This window comes from Yoonia sp. KMU-150, from assembly GCF_056858355.1.
Map to the genome: position 1 here is coordinate 705,273 of NZ_JBXEQF010000002.1, position 13,764 is coordinate 719,036.

At 63.2% G+C, this 13,764-nt stretch carries 16 protein-coding genes and 1 other RNA gene; 16 read left to right on the forward strand and 1 reads right to left on the reverse strand.

What is annotated here, in order from left to right:
• The first annotated feature begins 10 nt into the window (after positions 1 to 10).
• The 9 genes from AC04PH_RS16420 to dtd all read left to right on the forward strand — a co-directional run bounded on the left by AC04PH_RS16420 (position 11) and on the right by dtd (position 7,712).
• Positions 11 to 1,201 carry a toxic anion resistance protein gene (locus AC04PH_RS16420; protein WP_483066898.1) on the forward strand — a complete coding sequence of 397 codons (1,191 nt, stop codon included), beginning with the start codon at positions 11 to 13 and terminating at the stop codon, positions 1,199 to 1,201.
• Between the two features lie 5 nt (positions 1,202 to 1,206).
• Positions 1,207 to 2,169 carry a DUF2927 domain-containing protein gene (locus AC04PH_RS16425; protein ID WP_483066899.1) on the forward strand — a complete coding sequence of 321 codons (963 nt, stop codon included), beginning with the start codon at positions 1,207 to 1,209 and terminating at the stop codon, positions 2,167 to 2,169.
• Complete coding sequence (locus AC04PH_RS16430; protein ID WP_483066900.1) at positions 2,169 to 2,852, forward strand: DUF4241 domain-containing protein; 684 nt, start codon at positions 2,169 to 2,171, stop codon at positions 2,850 to 2,852. Before AC04PH_RS16425 ends, AC04PH_RS16430 begins: the two co-directional genes overlap by 1 nt.
• An 88-nt stretch (positions 2,853 to 2,940) precedes the next feature.
• Positions 2,941 to 4,056 (forward strand): SPFH domain-containing protein, encoded by a 1,116-nt coding sequence (locus AC04PH_RS16435; protein WP_483066901.1) that lies wholly within the window; start codon positions 2,941 to 2,943, stop codon positions 4,054 to 4,056.
• Between the two features lie 30 nt (positions 4,057 to 4,086).
• The gene (locus tag AC04PH_RS16440; RefSeq protein ID WP_483066902.1) at positions 4,087 to 4,518 is read left to right on the forward strand and encodes a hypothetical protein; all 432 of its coding nucleotides are present in this window, start codon (positions 4,087 to 4,089) and stop codon (positions 4,516 to 4,518) included.
• Between the two features lie 51 nt (positions 4,519 to 4,569).
• Positions 4,570 to 5,133 carry a cytochrome b/b6 domain-containing protein gene (locus AC04PH_RS16445; RefSeq protein ID WP_483066903.1) on the forward strand — a complete coding sequence of 188 codons (564 nt, stop codon included), beginning with the start codon at positions 4,570 to 4,572 and terminating at the stop codon, positions 5,131 to 5,133.
• A gap of 101 nt (positions 5,134 to 5,234) precedes the next feature.
• Entirely contained in the window at positions 5,235 to 6,353 is a 1,119-nt protein-coding gene (locus AC04PH_RS16450; protein WP_483066904.1) for a primosomal protein N' (replication factor Y) - superfamily II helicase, read from the forward strand.
• Positions 6,354 to 6,369: 16 nt separating this feature from the next.
• Entirely contained in the window at positions 6,370 to 7,278 is a 909-nt protein-coding gene (locus AC04PH_RS16455; protein ID WP_483066905.1) for a carbohydrate kinase family protein, read from the forward strand.
• Positions 7,275 to 7,712, forward strand: coding sequence for a D-aminoacyl-tRNA deacylase (dtd, locus tag AC04PH_RS16460; protein ID WP_483066906.1), 438 nt, complete (start codon positions 7,275 to 7,277; stop codon positions 7,710 to 7,712). Before AC04PH_RS16455 ends, dtd begins: the two co-directional genes overlap by 4 nt.
• 7 nt (positions 7,713 to 7,719) lie before the next feature.
• On the opposite strand, the gene AC04PH_RS16465 is transcribed toward dtd, so the two are convergent.
• Positions 7,720 to 8,406: a metal-dependent hydrolase gene (locus AC04PH_RS16465; protein WP_483066907.1), complete on the reverse strand. Its 687-nt coding sequence runs from the start codon at positions 8,404 to 8,406 to the stop codon at positions 7,720 to 7,722.
• A 168-nt stretch (positions 8,407 to 8,574) separates the two neighbouring features.
• Here AC04PH_RS16465 and gatC point away from each other — a divergent pair, with 168 nt between their 5' ends.
• The 7 genes from gatC to AC04PH_RS16500 all read left to right on the forward strand — a co-directional run bounded on the left by gatC (position 8,575) and on the right by AC04PH_RS16500 (position 13,393).
• The gene (gene gatC, locus AC04PH_RS16470; protein ID WP_483066932.1) at positions 8,575 to 8,862 is read left to right on the forward strand and encodes an Asp-tRNA(Asn)/Glu-tRNA(Gln) amidotransferase subunit GatC; all 288 of its coding nucleotides are present in this window, start codon (positions 8,575 to 8,577) and stop codon (positions 8,860 to 8,862) included.
• Positions 8,862 to 10,334: an Asp-tRNA(Asn)/Glu-tRNA(Gln) amidotransferase subunit GatA gene (gene gatA, locus AC04PH_RS16475; protein WP_483066933.1), complete on the forward strand. Its 1,473-nt coding sequence runs from the start codon at positions 8,862 to 8,864 to the stop codon at positions 10,332 to 10,334. Before gatC ends, gatA begins: the two co-directional genes overlap by 1 nt.
• 40 nt (positions 10,335 to 10,374) lie before the next feature.
• Positions 10,375 to 11,130, forward strand: a complete 756-nt coding sequence (locus tag AC04PH_RS16480) for a hypothetical protein (protein ID WP_483066908.1) — start codon at positions 10,375 to 10,377, stop codon at positions 11,128 to 11,130.
• On the forward strand, positions 11,091 to 11,810 hold the full coding sequence (locus tag AC04PH_RS16485; protein ID WP_483066909.1) for an N-acetylmuramoyl-L-alanine amidase: 720 nt from the start codon (positions 11,091 to 11,093) through the stop codon (positions 11,808 to 11,810). The genes AC04PH_RS16480 and AC04PH_RS16485 overlap by 40 nt, the downstream gene beginning before the upstream one ends.
• 11 nt (positions 11,811 to 11,821) lie before the next feature.
• Positions 11,822 to 12,198: RNase P RNA component class A (gene rnpB, locus AC04PH_RS16490), an RNA gene on the forward strand.
• A gap of 440 nt (positions 12,199 to 12,638) precedes the next feature.
• Complete coding sequence (gene rpmG / locus AC04PH_RS16495; RefSeq protein ID WP_483066910.1) at positions 12,639 to 12,806, forward strand: 50S ribosomal protein L33; 168 nt, start codon at positions 12,639 to 12,641, stop codon at positions 12,804 to 12,806.
• A 329-nt stretch (positions 12,807 to 13,135) separates the two neighbouring features.
• Positions 13,136 to 13,393: a GNAT family N-acetyltransferase gene (locus AC04PH_RS16500; RefSeq protein ID WP_483066911.1), complete on the forward strand. Its 258-nt coding sequence runs from the start codon at positions 13,136 to 13,138 to the stop codon at positions 13,391 to 13,393.
• Positions 13,394 to 13,764: the final 371 nt, after the last annotated feature.

Here is a 13,764-nt window from a genome sequence, read left to right on the forward strand (position 1 = left end):
GGGGACAGTCATGTCTGAGAATACACGCCAGAAGGCGCAGGCCACATTGGCCGAGGTCGAAAAAGTCACCGCGGTCGTGCTGCCGGAACCGAAAAACGAACTGGTGACGCTGGCCGCGGCCGACAAGCCGACGAGCGCCGAGATCACCAGGCGCATGGCCGAAATCGACATGAGCGATACGCAATCCATCGTGTCCTTCGGCTCTGCCGCGCAGGCCGAATTGCAGACGATCTCTCAATCCATGCTGCAGGGCGTGCGCAACAAGGATGTCGGCCCCGCGGGCGACAGCCTGCGCAATATCGTGAGTACCATTCGCGGCTTTTCTGTGAGCGAGTTGGACGTGCGCCGCAAGCAATCCTGGTGGGAAAAGCTGCTGGGCCGTGCAGCACCCATGGCGAAATTTGTGGCCCGCTTCGAAGACGTTCAGGGCCAGATCGACAAGATCAGCGACGATCTGCTGCGCCACGAGACGGTGTTGCTCAAGGACATCGAAAGCCTCGATGTGCTGTATGACAAGACCCTCGCCTTCTACGACGAGCTTGCCCTTTATATCGCTGCGGGCGAGGCGAAGCTGGAAGACATCGACAAGAACGTGATCCCCGCGAAAGAGGCCGAGGTCGAGGCCGCGCCGGAGGATCAGGGCGTGATGAAGGCGCAGGAGTTGCGCGACATCCGCGCCGCCCGCGACGATCTGGAACGCCGGGTGCATGACCTGAAACTGACCCGTCAGGTGACGATGCAGTCGTTGCCGTCGATCCGGCTGGTGCAGGAAAACGACAAGTCGCTGGTGACGAAAATCAACTCCACCCTCGTGAACACCGTCCCGCTGTGGGAAACGCAACTGGCACAGGCGGTCACGATCCAGCGCAGCGCCGAAGCGGCAGAGGCCGTCCGCGATGCCAACGATCTGACCAACGATCTGCTGACCGCCAACGCCAAGAACCTGCGCGACGCCAACAAGACGATCCGGCAGGAAATGGAGCGCGGCGTGTTCGACATCGAGGCGGTGAAAGAGGCCAACGCCAACCTGATCGCCACGATCAACGAAAGCCTGGAGATCGCCGACGAGGGCAAGCGCAAGCGCGCCGAGGCCGAACAGGACCTGCAGAAGATGGAAGCCGAGCTGAAAGAGACGCTGGCCGCCGCCAAGGCCCGCAAGACCGGCACCGGTGCGAACGTCGGCACCGCGACGGGTCAGTAGGGGCTATGGGGGCGGGCCATATTGCAAGGCTGGGCGGGTGTCTCGCCCTCGGCCTTGCCGTGGCCTGCACCGAACCGGTGGTCGAGGATCTGCCCGCACCGCCGGTGCCAGACATCCCCGCACCGCCACCCCGGCCGGAGCCTGTGATTGCAGAGCCGTCTGAGGCGAGCAAGGCGCTGTCGGTCTACTACCGGCGTTTGCAAAATGACCTGCTGACGCAGGGGCTACTGCGCGGCGATGGCGGCGGGCCGGACACGCCGTTCACAGACACCATGCTGGCGCGAAATTTCGTGCGCATCGCATTGTTCGACGAATACGTCACCGATGGCGACGTCCTGCGCCCGCAGGCCACGCTGTCACGTCTGCGCCGTTGGGAGCAGCCGATCCGCATGGGGGTCGAATTCGGCGCGACCATTCCCGAGGATCAGCGGCTTGAAGACCGCAACACCGTCGGCAGCTATGCGCGGCGCCTGTCGCGGATCACCGGTGTGCCCATATCCATCACGGACGCCGATCCCAATTTTCACGTGCTGGTTTTGAACGAGGACGACCGACTCGGCTTTCAGGACAGGCTGCAGGAGATCGTGCCCGGCATCGGCTCCAGCAGCCTGCGTGCGATCATGGACCTGCCGCGCGAACAGCTTTGCATCGTCGTGGCGTTCTCCGAAGGCGGCAGCGCCACCTATTCCAAGGCCGTGGCGCTGATCCGGGGGGAACACCCGGATCTGCTGCGCACATCGTGCTTTCACGAGGAACTGGCGCAGGGGCTGGGCCTGGCCAACGACAGCCCGCAGGCGCGCCCGTCGATCTTCAACGACGACGAGGAATTCGGCCTGTTGACGACGCATGATGAACTGCTGCTGAAAATGCTCTACGATCCCCGCTTCCGCCCCGGCATGACCCCGGCCGAGGCCGCACCCATCGCGCGGGTGATCGCAGCGGAATTGCTGGACGGCGGGCCGAGTTGATGCGGGGTGCTGCGTTTGCGTCGTTGTTTTTGGGCGCTGCGGTTCAGGCCGAACCCGCGGCGATCGACTGGTTGCTGGCGGAAACCTCTTTCGCGGAGCGCGTCGAATATGCGGGCGAGTGGACACCGCGAAGCCCTGAAATCATCGCCGTTGACAGCCTGACCTACAGCACGTCCTACGACTGGCCGTTTTTCGCGGTGCCCGCCGGCCCCGCACAGGTCTATGCCGTTCTGGACGCGGAATACGGCCGCACGTCGAAGGTGGTACTGGTGTTCGGCGCAGGTACCCCAGTTTGCGGCGAAGACCTGGCCACCGTTGGCGTCGATACAGGAACGGCGGCATTCCTCGACCGGGCCTCGGCCATCGCGCTCACGAAACTGGCGGACTCCCTCTGGGATAGGAACCAGAACCTCTACGATGACTGGATGGCCGACATTATCGGCGACGCGCATATCTTCATCCAGATGATGCCTTTGCCCGGTGGTTTGTCATATCCTGCGTTTTCAACCGGATGGGGGGATGGCGGATATCCCGTCGCGTCACTGATCGACGAGGACGGAGAGATCGTCGCGATCTACGCGGATTTCATGGGCCGCGACGAAGACGGTACATGGCTGTTGCCGCCGCCCTGCGCGCTGACCACCAGCGGAGCAGTGCTGTCTGTCGCGCGCGATCACGGCTGAGCGACCGCAAGGTCGGGTTTGCTTGACCTTGCGCAATTTCCCTGCGGTCAATAGCTTTGGCGCAATTACATAGACCAAGGGGGCCAGCATGGGCATTCTCGACTTTCTCTCAGGCCAGTTCATCGACGTCATTCACTGGACAGACGACACGCAGGACACGATGGTCTGGCGGTTCGAGCGGCATGGCCACGAGATCAAATACGGGGCCAAGCTCACGGTGCGCGAGGGGCAGGCGGCGGTTTTCGTGCATGAAGGGCAGCTGGCGGATGTGTTCACGCCGGGCCTTTACATGCTTGAAACCAACAACATGCCGATCATGACGACGCTGCAGCACTGGGACCACGGTTTCAAAAGCCCGTTCAAATCGGAAATATACTTCGTCAACACCACGCGGTTCAGTGACCTCAAATGGGGCACCAAGAACCCGATCATGCTGCGCGATCCCGAATTTGGCCCGACCCGGATCCGCGCCTATGGCACCTACACGATGAAGGTCACCGACCCGGCGGTCTTCCTGCGCGAAATCGTCGGCACCGACGGCGAGTTCACGTCGGACGAGATCAGCTATCAGCTGCGCAACATCATCGTGCAGGAATTCTCCCGCGCGATTGCCGCCAGCGGTATTCCCGTGCTCGACATGGCGGCGAATACCGGCGAGGTCGGCAAGCTGATAGCGCAAGCCATCAGCGGCACGGTCAAGCAATACGGTATCACCCTGCCGGAGCTTTACATCGAGAACATCAGCCTGCCGCCCGCCGTCGAACAGGCGCTCGATACCCGCACAAGCCGCGGCATCACCGGCAATCTGGATGAGCACCTGAAATACAAGGCCGCCGAGGCGATGGCCACCGATGGGTCCGCCATGGGCCAAGCGATGGGCATGGGCATGGGGGCCGGTCTGGGGATGCAGATGGGCGGCATGGTCCAGCAGGGGCCATGGGGCGTGGCCCCGCAGGGTGCGGCACCCGCAGCCATGTCCCCGCCGCCACCGCCCCCGGCCGAGCATGTCTGGCATATCGCCGAGGGCGGCGAGGTTTCAGGCCCGTTCTCCAAGGCCGCGATGGGGCGCAAGGTAACAGACGGCAGCGTCACCCGCGACACCATGGTCTGGACCCAAGGGCAGGACGGCTGGAAGCGGGCCGAGGATGCCGCCGATCTGGCGCAGATCTTTACCGTCGCCCCGCCGCCACCTCCAGGCGCCTGAGCGATGACGAGACGGATGCGAAATCGCGCCTTGATAACACTTTTCGGCGCTGCGGCCCTTGCGGGCTGCGGCACCCTGTCGGCCCTGACGGGAAGCGTTTTTTCACCCCGCCCCGAAGGCGCGGAACCGGTCGACGTGATCGCTCTGCGCGCGGCGCTGGTCGAACGGTATCCGACAGCCGAGACCTTCGGCGCGCTCGACACCGATGGCCGTGGCGTCGTGATCGGGATCGACGGCACGGCCACGTTCCTGTCGCCGCTGGGCAGCCCGCGCGCACGGGTGGAAACGACGATTTCCGGGTTCGAGGACAACACGATGTGTCTGGCCGAAGCGGGCGCATGGTCCGGCCTGTGCATTGCGTTGTTCCAGACACCGGATGGCGGATATTTCTGCGAAGGCACCTATGGCGATGGGCGTGCGCTGGACTATCCCTGCACAGTGCGCCCCTATACGGGTGACTAGGCCGGCGGGAGGTCGCGAAACTCTGCACGCCGTTGGTGCGTGTCTTTATCCATGACGGGATGGCGACAGAAGATTGCGGCGCGGATGCCGCAGCGGCGCACGGTGCTCAAATGGCTGCATTGGACCACGTTGCCGCTGCTGGTCTGGTTCGTCTTTGTCACCCCGTCGGACGTGAATAAGATCGGACCATGGGCATTCCGTCTGCATTCCGTGCTGGGGCTGGTCTTCGTCAGTCTGGCGCTGGCCTGGTTCGCGCTTTACCTGCGGCGCGGCCTGATCGGGCGCGCAGGGCCGAAACTGTCGCCGCGCCTGCAAAAGTTTCACCGAATCATGCACAAGACCCTTGTCTGGGGCCTTTTCGGTGTCGCCGTCACGGGGTTCGGGCTTGGGCTTACCTCTACGGTGCAGCTCTGGGCGGGGGGGATCGTGCCGATTGCCATGCCACTGGGTCTGCCGGAATGGAACGACATCGTCGGTACCGTTCATATCATTGAGTTCTATCTGCTTGCCGCCATCGTCATCGGTCATGCCGGGTTTCATATCTGGCGGCACCTGCGGCTGCGCGACAACGCGCTGCGGATCATGGTGCCGCGTCCGCTGCACCGGTTTCTTTGATCCATCCGCCGCCTTGCCGATCCGGGGCGAGGCTGGCATGTTTCGGACACGTGCAAATGCCTTTGTGCCCGCGTCGCCAACAGGGATGTAACCGAAGATTCATGACTGACACTTTCGATCCCGACACGCCTGTCGTTCCCGTGGATGAACACCGGTTTCCCTGTGACAACTGCGGATCGGACCTGCGCTTCGATCCCGGCAGCCATCGCCTGATCTGCGACCACTGCGGCAACACAGAGGATATCGGCGAAACGACCGCTGCAGGCGGCATCCGAGAACTTGATTTTCGCGATGCGGTCGCGAATCGGCTCTCGGAAGCGGAGATCGAGGAAACCCGCGTCATCACGTGCCCCAATTGCGGTGCGCGCACAGAGTTCGACATCGACACCCACGCTGCCGAATGCCCGTTCTGCGCCACCCCAGTGGTGACGGACACCGGCACGCATCGGCATATCAAACCGCGCGGCCTGCTGCCCTTCGCGCAGGACGAGGCACAGGCCCGCGATGCGCTGATCGACTGGCTGGGCAGCCTGTGGTTCGCGCCGAACGGGTTGAACGAATACGCCCGCAAGGGGCGGCGGATGAACGGTATCTACGTGCCGTACTGGACGTTCGACGCCGATACCAAGAGCAGCTATTCCGGCGCGCGCGGCACACATTACTATGAAACCCGCACCGTCACGCGCAACGGCAAGAAACAGACGGTGCGCGTGCGCAAGACCCGCTGGCGCAGCGTGTCGGGCCGGGTCGCGCGGTTCTTCGACGATGTGCTGGTGCTGGCCTCGCGCAGCCTGCCCAAGAAATACACTGACGGGCTGGAACCCTGGGACTTGTCCGCGCTGGAACCCTACAAACCGGAGTATCTGGCCGGATTCCGCGCCGAAGGGTATCAGGTGGAACTGACAGACGGCTTTACAGAGGCGCGCGCCTACATGGATCGGATGATCCGGCGTGACGTGAAATACGACATCGGCGGCGACGACCAGCGCATCAACAGCGTGGAAACGCAGATCAGCCAGGTGACGTTCAAGCATATCCTGCTGCCGGTCTGGGTTGCGGCCTACAAATACCGGGGCCGCACGTTCCGGTTTGTCGTGAACGGACGCACCGGCCGGGTGCAGGGTGAACGGCCGTATTCGAAGTGGAAAATTTCGATAGCGGTCATTATTGGGCTGATCATTGCCGCAGGTGTCGGCTATGTTATCGCTACCAGTCAATAAACGCGGACCCTGAACCATGATCCTTTGCGCGGGCGAGGCCCTGATCGACATGCTGCCACGCGAAACCGTCGCGGGAGAAGATGCCTTTGCCCCCCATGCAGGTGGCGCGGTGTTCAACACCGCCATCGCGCTGGGGCGGCTGGACGCGCCGGTGCAATTCTTTTCCGGCATCTCGACGGACCTTTTCGGTGAGGTCCTGATGGACGCACTGGCCAAATCCAACGTCGATGCCAGCCCTGCGATGCGCTCCGACAGGCCGACGACACTGGCTTTCGTCAAACTGGTGGACGGGCAGGCGACCTATGCCTTCTATGACGAGAACACGGCAGGCCGTATGCTGAACGACGCGCCCGATGTGCAGGCCGACGCGTATTTCTTCGGTGGCATTTCCCTGGCGGTGGACCCTTGTGGCGACACCTATGCCCGCTTGCAGGAAAGCGTGGCGGACACCGCCGTCACCATGATCGACCCCAATATCCGCCCATCCTTCATCAAGGACGAGGCCGCCTATCGCAAGCGGGTCGGCGGGATGATCGGACGCGCCGACATCGTCAAGATGTCGGACGAGGACATGAACTGGATGCTGGGCAGCGACGATATGCCTGCCAAGGCCGCCGACCTGATCGCCGAAGGGGTGAAGCTGGTCTGCGTGACGGAAGGGGCGAAAGGCGTGACCGGTTACACGCGCGACCACACGGTCTTCGTCGCCGCCGAGAAAGCCACCGTGATCGATACGGTCGGTGCGGGTGACACGTTCAATGCGGGGCTGCTGGCCGGGCTGCACCGTGCCGGGGTGCTGACCAAGGATGCGCTTGCGGCGCTGGATGAAGGGACAGTGCGCGACGCGCTGTCACTCGGCGCGCGCGCGGCGGCGATTACCGTCAGCCGCGCCGGGGCCAACCCGCCCTGGTCGGCGGAGGTATGAGGGCGCTCGTCCAGCGGGTGACGGAAGCGCGCGTTGCGGTCGATGGCGCGGTGATCGGCGAGATCGGCGCGGGGCTGTTGATCCTCGTCTGCGCAATGCGCGGGGATGAAGCACCGGCCCCGGCCCAACTGGCCGCCAAGATCAGCAAGCTGCGGATTTTCAAGGACGCCGAGGGCAAGATGAACCGCTCGCTGGTCGATACCGGTGGGGGCGCGCTGATCGTCAGCCAGTTCACGCTGGCCGGTGACACGTCGCGCGGCAACCGCCCCGGATTTTCCGCCGCCGCCCCACCGGACGAAGGCGAAGCACTCTACGAACGGTTCATCGCCGACATGCGCGCGCTGGGGGTGTTCTGCGAAACCGGGCAGTTCGGCGCGGATATGGCCGTCAGTCTGACCAACGACGGCCCGGTCACGCTTTGGGTCGAGGTCTAGAACTCGCTTAGAGCGTCACCGTTTCCATCACTTCCGGCGTGCACACATCAACGTCGGGCAATGCGTCGACCAGTTCCTTCGCCGACTGTGCCAGCAGGCCGAACGTTTTGTAGTGACACGGGATCACCGTTTTGAAATCGAAATAGCGCTTGGCCGCATAGGCGGCCCCCTTCATGTCCATCGTATAGTGCCCGCCTGCACACAGGATGCCGATGTCGGGTTTGTAGTAGTCCCCCATCCAGTCCATGTCGGCCATGATGTCCGTGTCGCCACTGACATAGATGGTGCGCCCCTCGCCGCGGATCATGAAACCGGCCTCGCCGCCTGCGTATTGCACACTGTCGCCATCGAGCGACGAGGAATGCACCGCGTTGACCATGCTGACGGCGACGTCGCCCAGCATCTGGGTTCCGCCCTTGCCCATGGCCTGACAGGTCAGGCCCTGCGCGCCCCAGATTTCACCCAACTCGTGAATGCAGATGATCGGGATACCCAGATCACGCGACAGCCGTGGCGTGTCGCCCGTGTGGTCGCCGTGGCCGTGGGTGATCAGGATTGCCGTCGCGCCTTTGGTGGCGGCCTCTTCCTGCCCGTCGGGAAAGGACGGGTTGCCGGTGAACCACGGGTCGATCAGCAGAACCTGATCGCCGATCGCGATGCGAAAACTTGCGTGTCCAAGCCATGTGATGTCCATGTCGCGTTCCTTGTGTCGCCGATGTCCTTCGGATGATGGCATTTCGTGCCACATGGCGCAATTCGCGGGCAGGGAAGCAGCAGGTGTGAAGGGCCGCGCCCTTGTCCTTGCAGGCGGACGGGCAGGGCGCTAAACGCAATCCAGCAACGAATGCCGGAGACACTTTTCATGTCCATCGACACCGAAACTGCCCGCCGCGTGGCCAAACTGGCGCGCATCAAGGTCGAAGATGATGCGCTGCCCGCGCTTGCGTCGGAATTCAGCGCGATCCTGGGCTTTATCGAACAGTTGAACGAGGTCGACGTGGAGGGCGTGGAACCGATGACCTCGGTGACACCGCAGCGGCTGAAACGACGCGAAGACGTGGTCACCGATGGCGACCAGCAGGCCGCGGTGTTGAAGAACGCCCCCGATGCCCGCGAAGGGTTCTTTGCCGTGCCGAAGGTGGTTGAATGATGTCCGATCTGTCGAAAATGACCATCGCCACCGCCCGCGACGCCATGCGCATGGGCGAGGTGTCGAGCGCCGAACTCACGCAAAGCTATCTGACGGCGATCGAAGGGGCCGGGGCGCTCAACGCCTTCGTGCACCATACGCCGGACATTGCGATGGATCAGGCCCGCGCCGCCGATACGCGTATCGCGGCGGGCGATGCACCGGCTATGTGCGGCATCCCGCTGGGGATCAAGGACCTGTTCTGTACCAAGGGTGTGCCGTCGCAGGCAGCCTCCGGCATTCTCGACGGGTTCAAACCGGAATACGAATCGACCGTGACGACGCAACTGTTCGACGCCGGTGCCGTGATGCTGGGCAAGCTGAACATGGACGAATTCGCGATGGGCTCGTCCAACGAAACCTCCGTTTACGGCAATGTCGTGAACCCGTGGAAGATTGATACTGACCTGACGCCCGGTGGGTCTTCCGGCGGGTCTGCCGCCGCCGTCGCGGCCGACCTGTGCCTTGGGGCTACCGGCACCGATACCGGCGGCTCCATCCGCCAGCCCGCTGCCTTTACCGGCATCACCGGGATCAAGCCGACCTATGGCCGCGTCAGCCGTTGGGGTATCGTGGCGTTTGCCTCGTCGCTCGACCAGGCGGGACCGATGACGAAAGACGTGCGCGACAGCGCCATCATGCTCGGTGCGATGTGCGGCCATGACATGAAGGACAGCACCAGCGCCGACCTGCCGGTCCCTGATTTCGAGGCCGCGCTGACCGGTGATATCAAAGGCAAGGTCATCGGTATCCCGCGCGAATACACCATCGACGGGATGCCTGCCGAGATTGAAAAGCTCTGGACTGATGGCAAGGATATGCTGCGCGACGCAGGTGCCGAAATCCGCGACATCACCCTGCCGCACACAAAATACGCGCTGCCCGCCTATTACGTGATTGCCCCGGCGGAGGCGTCTTCGAACCTTGCCCGCTATGATGGCGTGCGCTTCGGGCATCGCGCCAAACTGGAAGCGGGCGACGGCATCACAGAAATGTACGAAAAAACCCGCGCCGAAGGTTTCGGTGCCGAGGTGCAGCGCCGCGTGATGGTCGGTACCTACGTCCTGTCCGCCGGGTTCTACGACGCCTATTACAACCGCGCCCGCAAGGTCCGCGCGCTGATCAAGCGCGACTTCGAGATGGTTTTTGCAGATGGGGTCGATGCGATCCTGACTCCGGCCACGCCCTCCGCCGCGTTCGAACTGGGTGCGAACCTCGACCCGATCCAGATGTATCTCAACGACGTGTTCACCGTGACGGTGAACCTCGCAGGGCTGCCGGGGATCGCCGTGCCCGCCGGTCTTGACGCGAATGGGCTGCCGCTGGGCCTGCAACTGATCGGGCGTCCCTGGGAAGAGGGCGATTTGCTGAACGTCGCCTACACACTCGAACGTGCGGCGGGATTTGTAGCCAAACCGCAAAAGTGGTGGTAAACGCAGCAAACCCGATAGATGCGTGACAGGATTTGATGCGTTGAAAAAGTTTGTTGTCCTCACGACTGCACTGGTCGCGATTTCGGCCTGCGCCCCGCAGGTACCCGACAGCGGGGCAGGTGTCGGATTTACCGACTACGCCGAATATGAACTCGATCGCGCCCGCCGCGAGGCGCAGCTGAACGGCACGGGGAGCACGACGTTCGGCGCGCCCGCACCCGTCAGCAGCGGCCCGATCAACAGCAACGCGGCGATCCCGTCGAGTGAACTGGCGCAGGCGGGTATCGGCACCCAGCGCCCCCTGAGCGGCGCACCGCTGAGCGCGTTGAACCCGCAGGCGAGCACGGCGACACCTGCGCCCCAGACGGCGACCGCGGCAGCCGACGCCAATCTCGCAAACAACCCGGAAATCTCTGACGAACAGAACTTTGACGCCGTCGCAGGTCGTGAAACCATCGAAAGCGATGCTGAACGTCGTGCCGCACAGGCCGCCGAATTGATCGTGGTCGATCCCGTGCCGCTACCGGCGCAACGGGCAAACACGGGCGTCAATATCGTGCAATACGCGCTGAACGCACCCAACGTGCGCGGGCAGGAATGGTATTCGCGCTCGATCCTGTCGGGCGATTCGCGGTTCCAGCGCAACTGTGCCACCTACAACAACCCCGACGAGGCGCAGCGCGACTTCCTGTCGCGTGGCGGCCCTGATCGCGATCCGCGCGGGATCGACCCCGACGGTGACGGCTTTGCCTGCGGTTGGGACCCGGCCCCGTTCAAGCTGGCAGCCGGCAACTGAAACCGATCGACCGACCGTCGCCCAACTTTGGCCCGCGCCGCGATGGCGCGGTGCCCGATCTGGTGGTCATCCACTACACCGCGATGCAGACCGCCGCCGCGGCTTGCGACACATTGTGCAATCCGGATGCCGAAGTATCGGCGCATTACCTGATCGCCGAGGATGGCACCGTGATGCAGCTGGTCGATGAGGCCGACCGTGCATGGCACGCCGGGGCGGGGCGATGGGGGGACGTGACCGATGTCAACAGCCGCTCCATCGGTATCGAACTTGCAAATCCCGGCCACGCCCCGTTCGCGGCACCCCTGATGGATACGCTGGAGGCACTGCTGACCGGTGTCATGGACAGATGGACGATCCCCGCGTGCCGCGTCATCGGTCATTCCGACATGGCACCGGGCCGCAAGATCGACCCAGGATGTCGTTTTGACTGGAAAAGGCTGGCCCGCCAAGGTCTGGCGGTCTGGCCGCAACCGGCCAAGGCCGCGCCAGAGGCCAAGTTTCGGACACTGATGCGCCGGGCGGGCTACACGGCGGAGGTCGACGACGAAACCTTGCTTCGGGTTCTGCGGCTGCGGTTCCGCCCATGGGCCACTGGTCCGTTGGACCAGACCGATATGGCGATCGTCACCGACATCGCCGACCGATTCCCCGTTGACGCAAAGCCCGCCACGGCCTAGGCGACGGGTGCGCGGATGGCCGGACGGCCGCGGGGTGGCGACACCGCGAGGAAAGTCCGGACTCCACAAAGCACGGTGCCGGGTAACGCCCGGCGGGGGCAACCCCAGGGAAAGCGCCACAGAGAACAGACGACCCCCGCTTGCGGGGGACAAGGTGAAACGGTGGGGTAAGAGCCCACCGCGCGCTTGGCAACAAGGGCGGCACGGCAAGCCCCACCGGGAGCAATGCCAAATAGGGATCGCGCGTCGCAAGACAGGGTTGCTTGAACCCGAGCAGATCCGGGTTGGCAGCTGGAGGCGCGTCGGCGACGGCGTGTCCAGATGAATGGCCGTCTCGGGCAGGGTAACCTGCCTATGACAGAATCCGGCTTACAGGCCATCCGCGCGTTAACCGCTTGTTCATGTTGATTTGGTTGGCTTCGGTCATGACCTTTACGCATCGCCCGCACGCAACCGAAGACTGGATCGACCAGATTTATGGTGCGAAGGCCGCCGCCACAGGCGGTGTGGTGCGGCGCAAAATTTCCTAGATCGAACGCGAAATCGGACGTGCGCGTTTCGAACAGGAGGCGCGGCGCCGCGGATTCCATTGTATAGAGGCCGGTCAGCAGTTGATCGTGATCTGCGCGCAAGCGCCCATTCGCATCCTGTTCTGATCCGAATTTTCGCGAAAATTCGCGGAATCCGATTATTCGCGAATAATCGGGCGGCGCACGCGGTCAGGTTTTGCGATTGCGGTTGACAGTGCACCCTATCGCAGTAAAAGGCGGCTTCACGTTTAACTCGCGAAGCGCCGCAAGCGGCCCGCACCAGCTGGAGAGATGAGACATGGCGAAGCCCACCACCATCAAAATCCGCCTGAACTCCACTGCGGGGACCGGGCACTTCTACGTCACCAAGAAGAACGCACGTACGATGACCGAAAAGATGACGGTCAACAAATACGACCCCGTCGCGCGCAAGCACGTGCAGTACAAGGAAGGCAAGATCAAGTAAGCTGGTCGCCTTGCCTGTGTTATGAAAGCCGCGCTGGACAGTGCGGCTTTTTCTTTTTGTGGGTAGAAATCCGATACAGATTCGCGTGGCGACGATGGTCGATGCACCCGCCATCGACGATATGGTGAATGTGTCCTGGCCGGTCCTGCTCGCTGCGGACGATGACACCGACCTGCTGGCCCGGGCGCTGCCTTTAGTGGCGTGATCCAAACCGTCGCTCTTTGCTGATCGCAGCTATTTCGTCGCCGAACGCGGCGGGCGGCTGCGCGGTGCCTGTGGCTGGTCACACCAGATCGAGGGCCGGGCGCCTACGTCCGCCGGGCAGGGTCATGTCCGGCGGCTGGTGGTCGATCACAGATTGCAACGCGGGGATCGCCAGCGCCTTGCTGCACCATACCCACAGGCACGCGCTTCTCGGCGGGCTGCAGGGGTTGCGTGTCCTTTCGACCCTGACCGCGGTCCCGTTCTACCGCGCGCTTGGATACGAAACAGTCGGTTCATGCGATGTGCCGTTGGGCGAGACTGGCATCCTGTTTCCCACGGTCGAAATGCGGCGACAGCTCGCGCCGCGTCGTTCGTCGGTTTGAGCCAGCATCCGGACGAGTCGATTCAGGCGATGGACGGTCAAATACCGGAAATTCTGGGGATAACTGCCAGGCGCCGGCTTGCGATGCCCTTGCGAGGAGTCCGGAAAACAGTGTTCATCCACATCAAAATGATACAAAAACAATGTGTTACGTCAATATTTGATTTTCTGGACAAGAATGGTGAAAAACCACTTGCGGCCCCCGGCGCTTGGTCTTAGAACCCCCTTCACCGGCGGCGCAGTGATGCAACGGCGGGGCGGTTCACGGGGCGCTGCAAACGCAAACCTCCGGGACTGACGAAAAGTTTAGGATTTGAGCAGGGCTGATCGCGCCGCATACCTAGGGCGCTTTGGGTTCTGTTTTTGGGTCCA

What these genes read in the sequence shown, in the direction of transcription:
- dtd (WP_483066906.1), top strand. Translation starts at nt 7,275, where the DNA reads ATGAGGGCGCTCGTCCAGCGGGTGACGGAAGCGCGCGTTGCGGTCGAT.
- AC04PH_RS16445 (WP_483066903.1), top strand. Translation starts at nt 4,570, where the DNA reads ATGACGGGATGGCGACAGAAGATTGCGGCGCGGATGCCGCAGCGGCGC.
- rpmG (WP_483066910.1), top strand. Translation starts at nt 12,639, where the DNA reads ATGGCGAAGCCCACCACCATCAAAATCCGCCTGAACTCCACTGCGGGG.
- AC04PH_RS16455 (WP_483066905.1), top strand. Translation starts at nt 6,370, where the DNA reads ATGATCCTTTGCGCGGGCGAGGCCCTGATCGACATGCTGCCACGCGAA.
- AC04PH_RS16450 (WP_483066904.1), top strand. Translation starts at nt 5,235, where the DNA reads ATGACTGACACTTTCGATCCCGACACGCCTGTCGTTCCCGTGGATGAA.
- gatA (WP_483066933.1), top strand. Translation starts at nt 8,862, where the DNA reads ATGTCCGATCTGTCGAAAATGACCATCGCCACCGCCCGCGACGCCATG.
- AC04PH_RS16500 (WP_483066911.1), top strand. Translation starts at nt 13,136, where the DNA reads ATGTCCGGCGGCTGGTGGTCGATCACAGATTGCAACGCGGGGATCGCC.
- AC04PH_RS16420 (WP_483066898.1), top strand. Translation starts at nt 11, where the DNA reads ATGTCTGAGAATACACGCCAGAAGGCGCAGGCCACATTGGCCGAGGTC.
- AC04PH_RS16465 (WP_483066907.1), bottom strand. Translation starts at nt 8,406, where the DNA reads ATGGACATCACATGGCTTGGACACGCAAGTTTTCGCATCGCGATCGGC.
- AC04PH_RS16425 (WP_483066899.1), top strand. Translation starts at nt 1,207, where the DNA reads ATGGGGGCGGGCCATATTGCAAGGCTGGGCGGGTGTCTCGCCCTCGGC.
- AC04PH_RS16435 (WP_483066901.1), top strand. Translation starts at nt 2,941, where the DNA reads ATGGGCATTCTCGACTTTCTCTCAGGCCAGTTCATCGACGTCATTCAC.
- gatC (WP_483066932.1), top strand. Translation starts at nt 8,575, where the DNA reads ATGTCCATCGACACCGAAACTGCCCGCCGCGTGGCCAAACTGGCGCGC.
- AC04PH_RS16430 (WP_483066900.1), top strand. Translation starts at nt 2,169, where the DNA reads ATGCGGGGTGCTGCGTTTGCGTCGTTGTTTTTGGGCGCTGCGGTTCAG.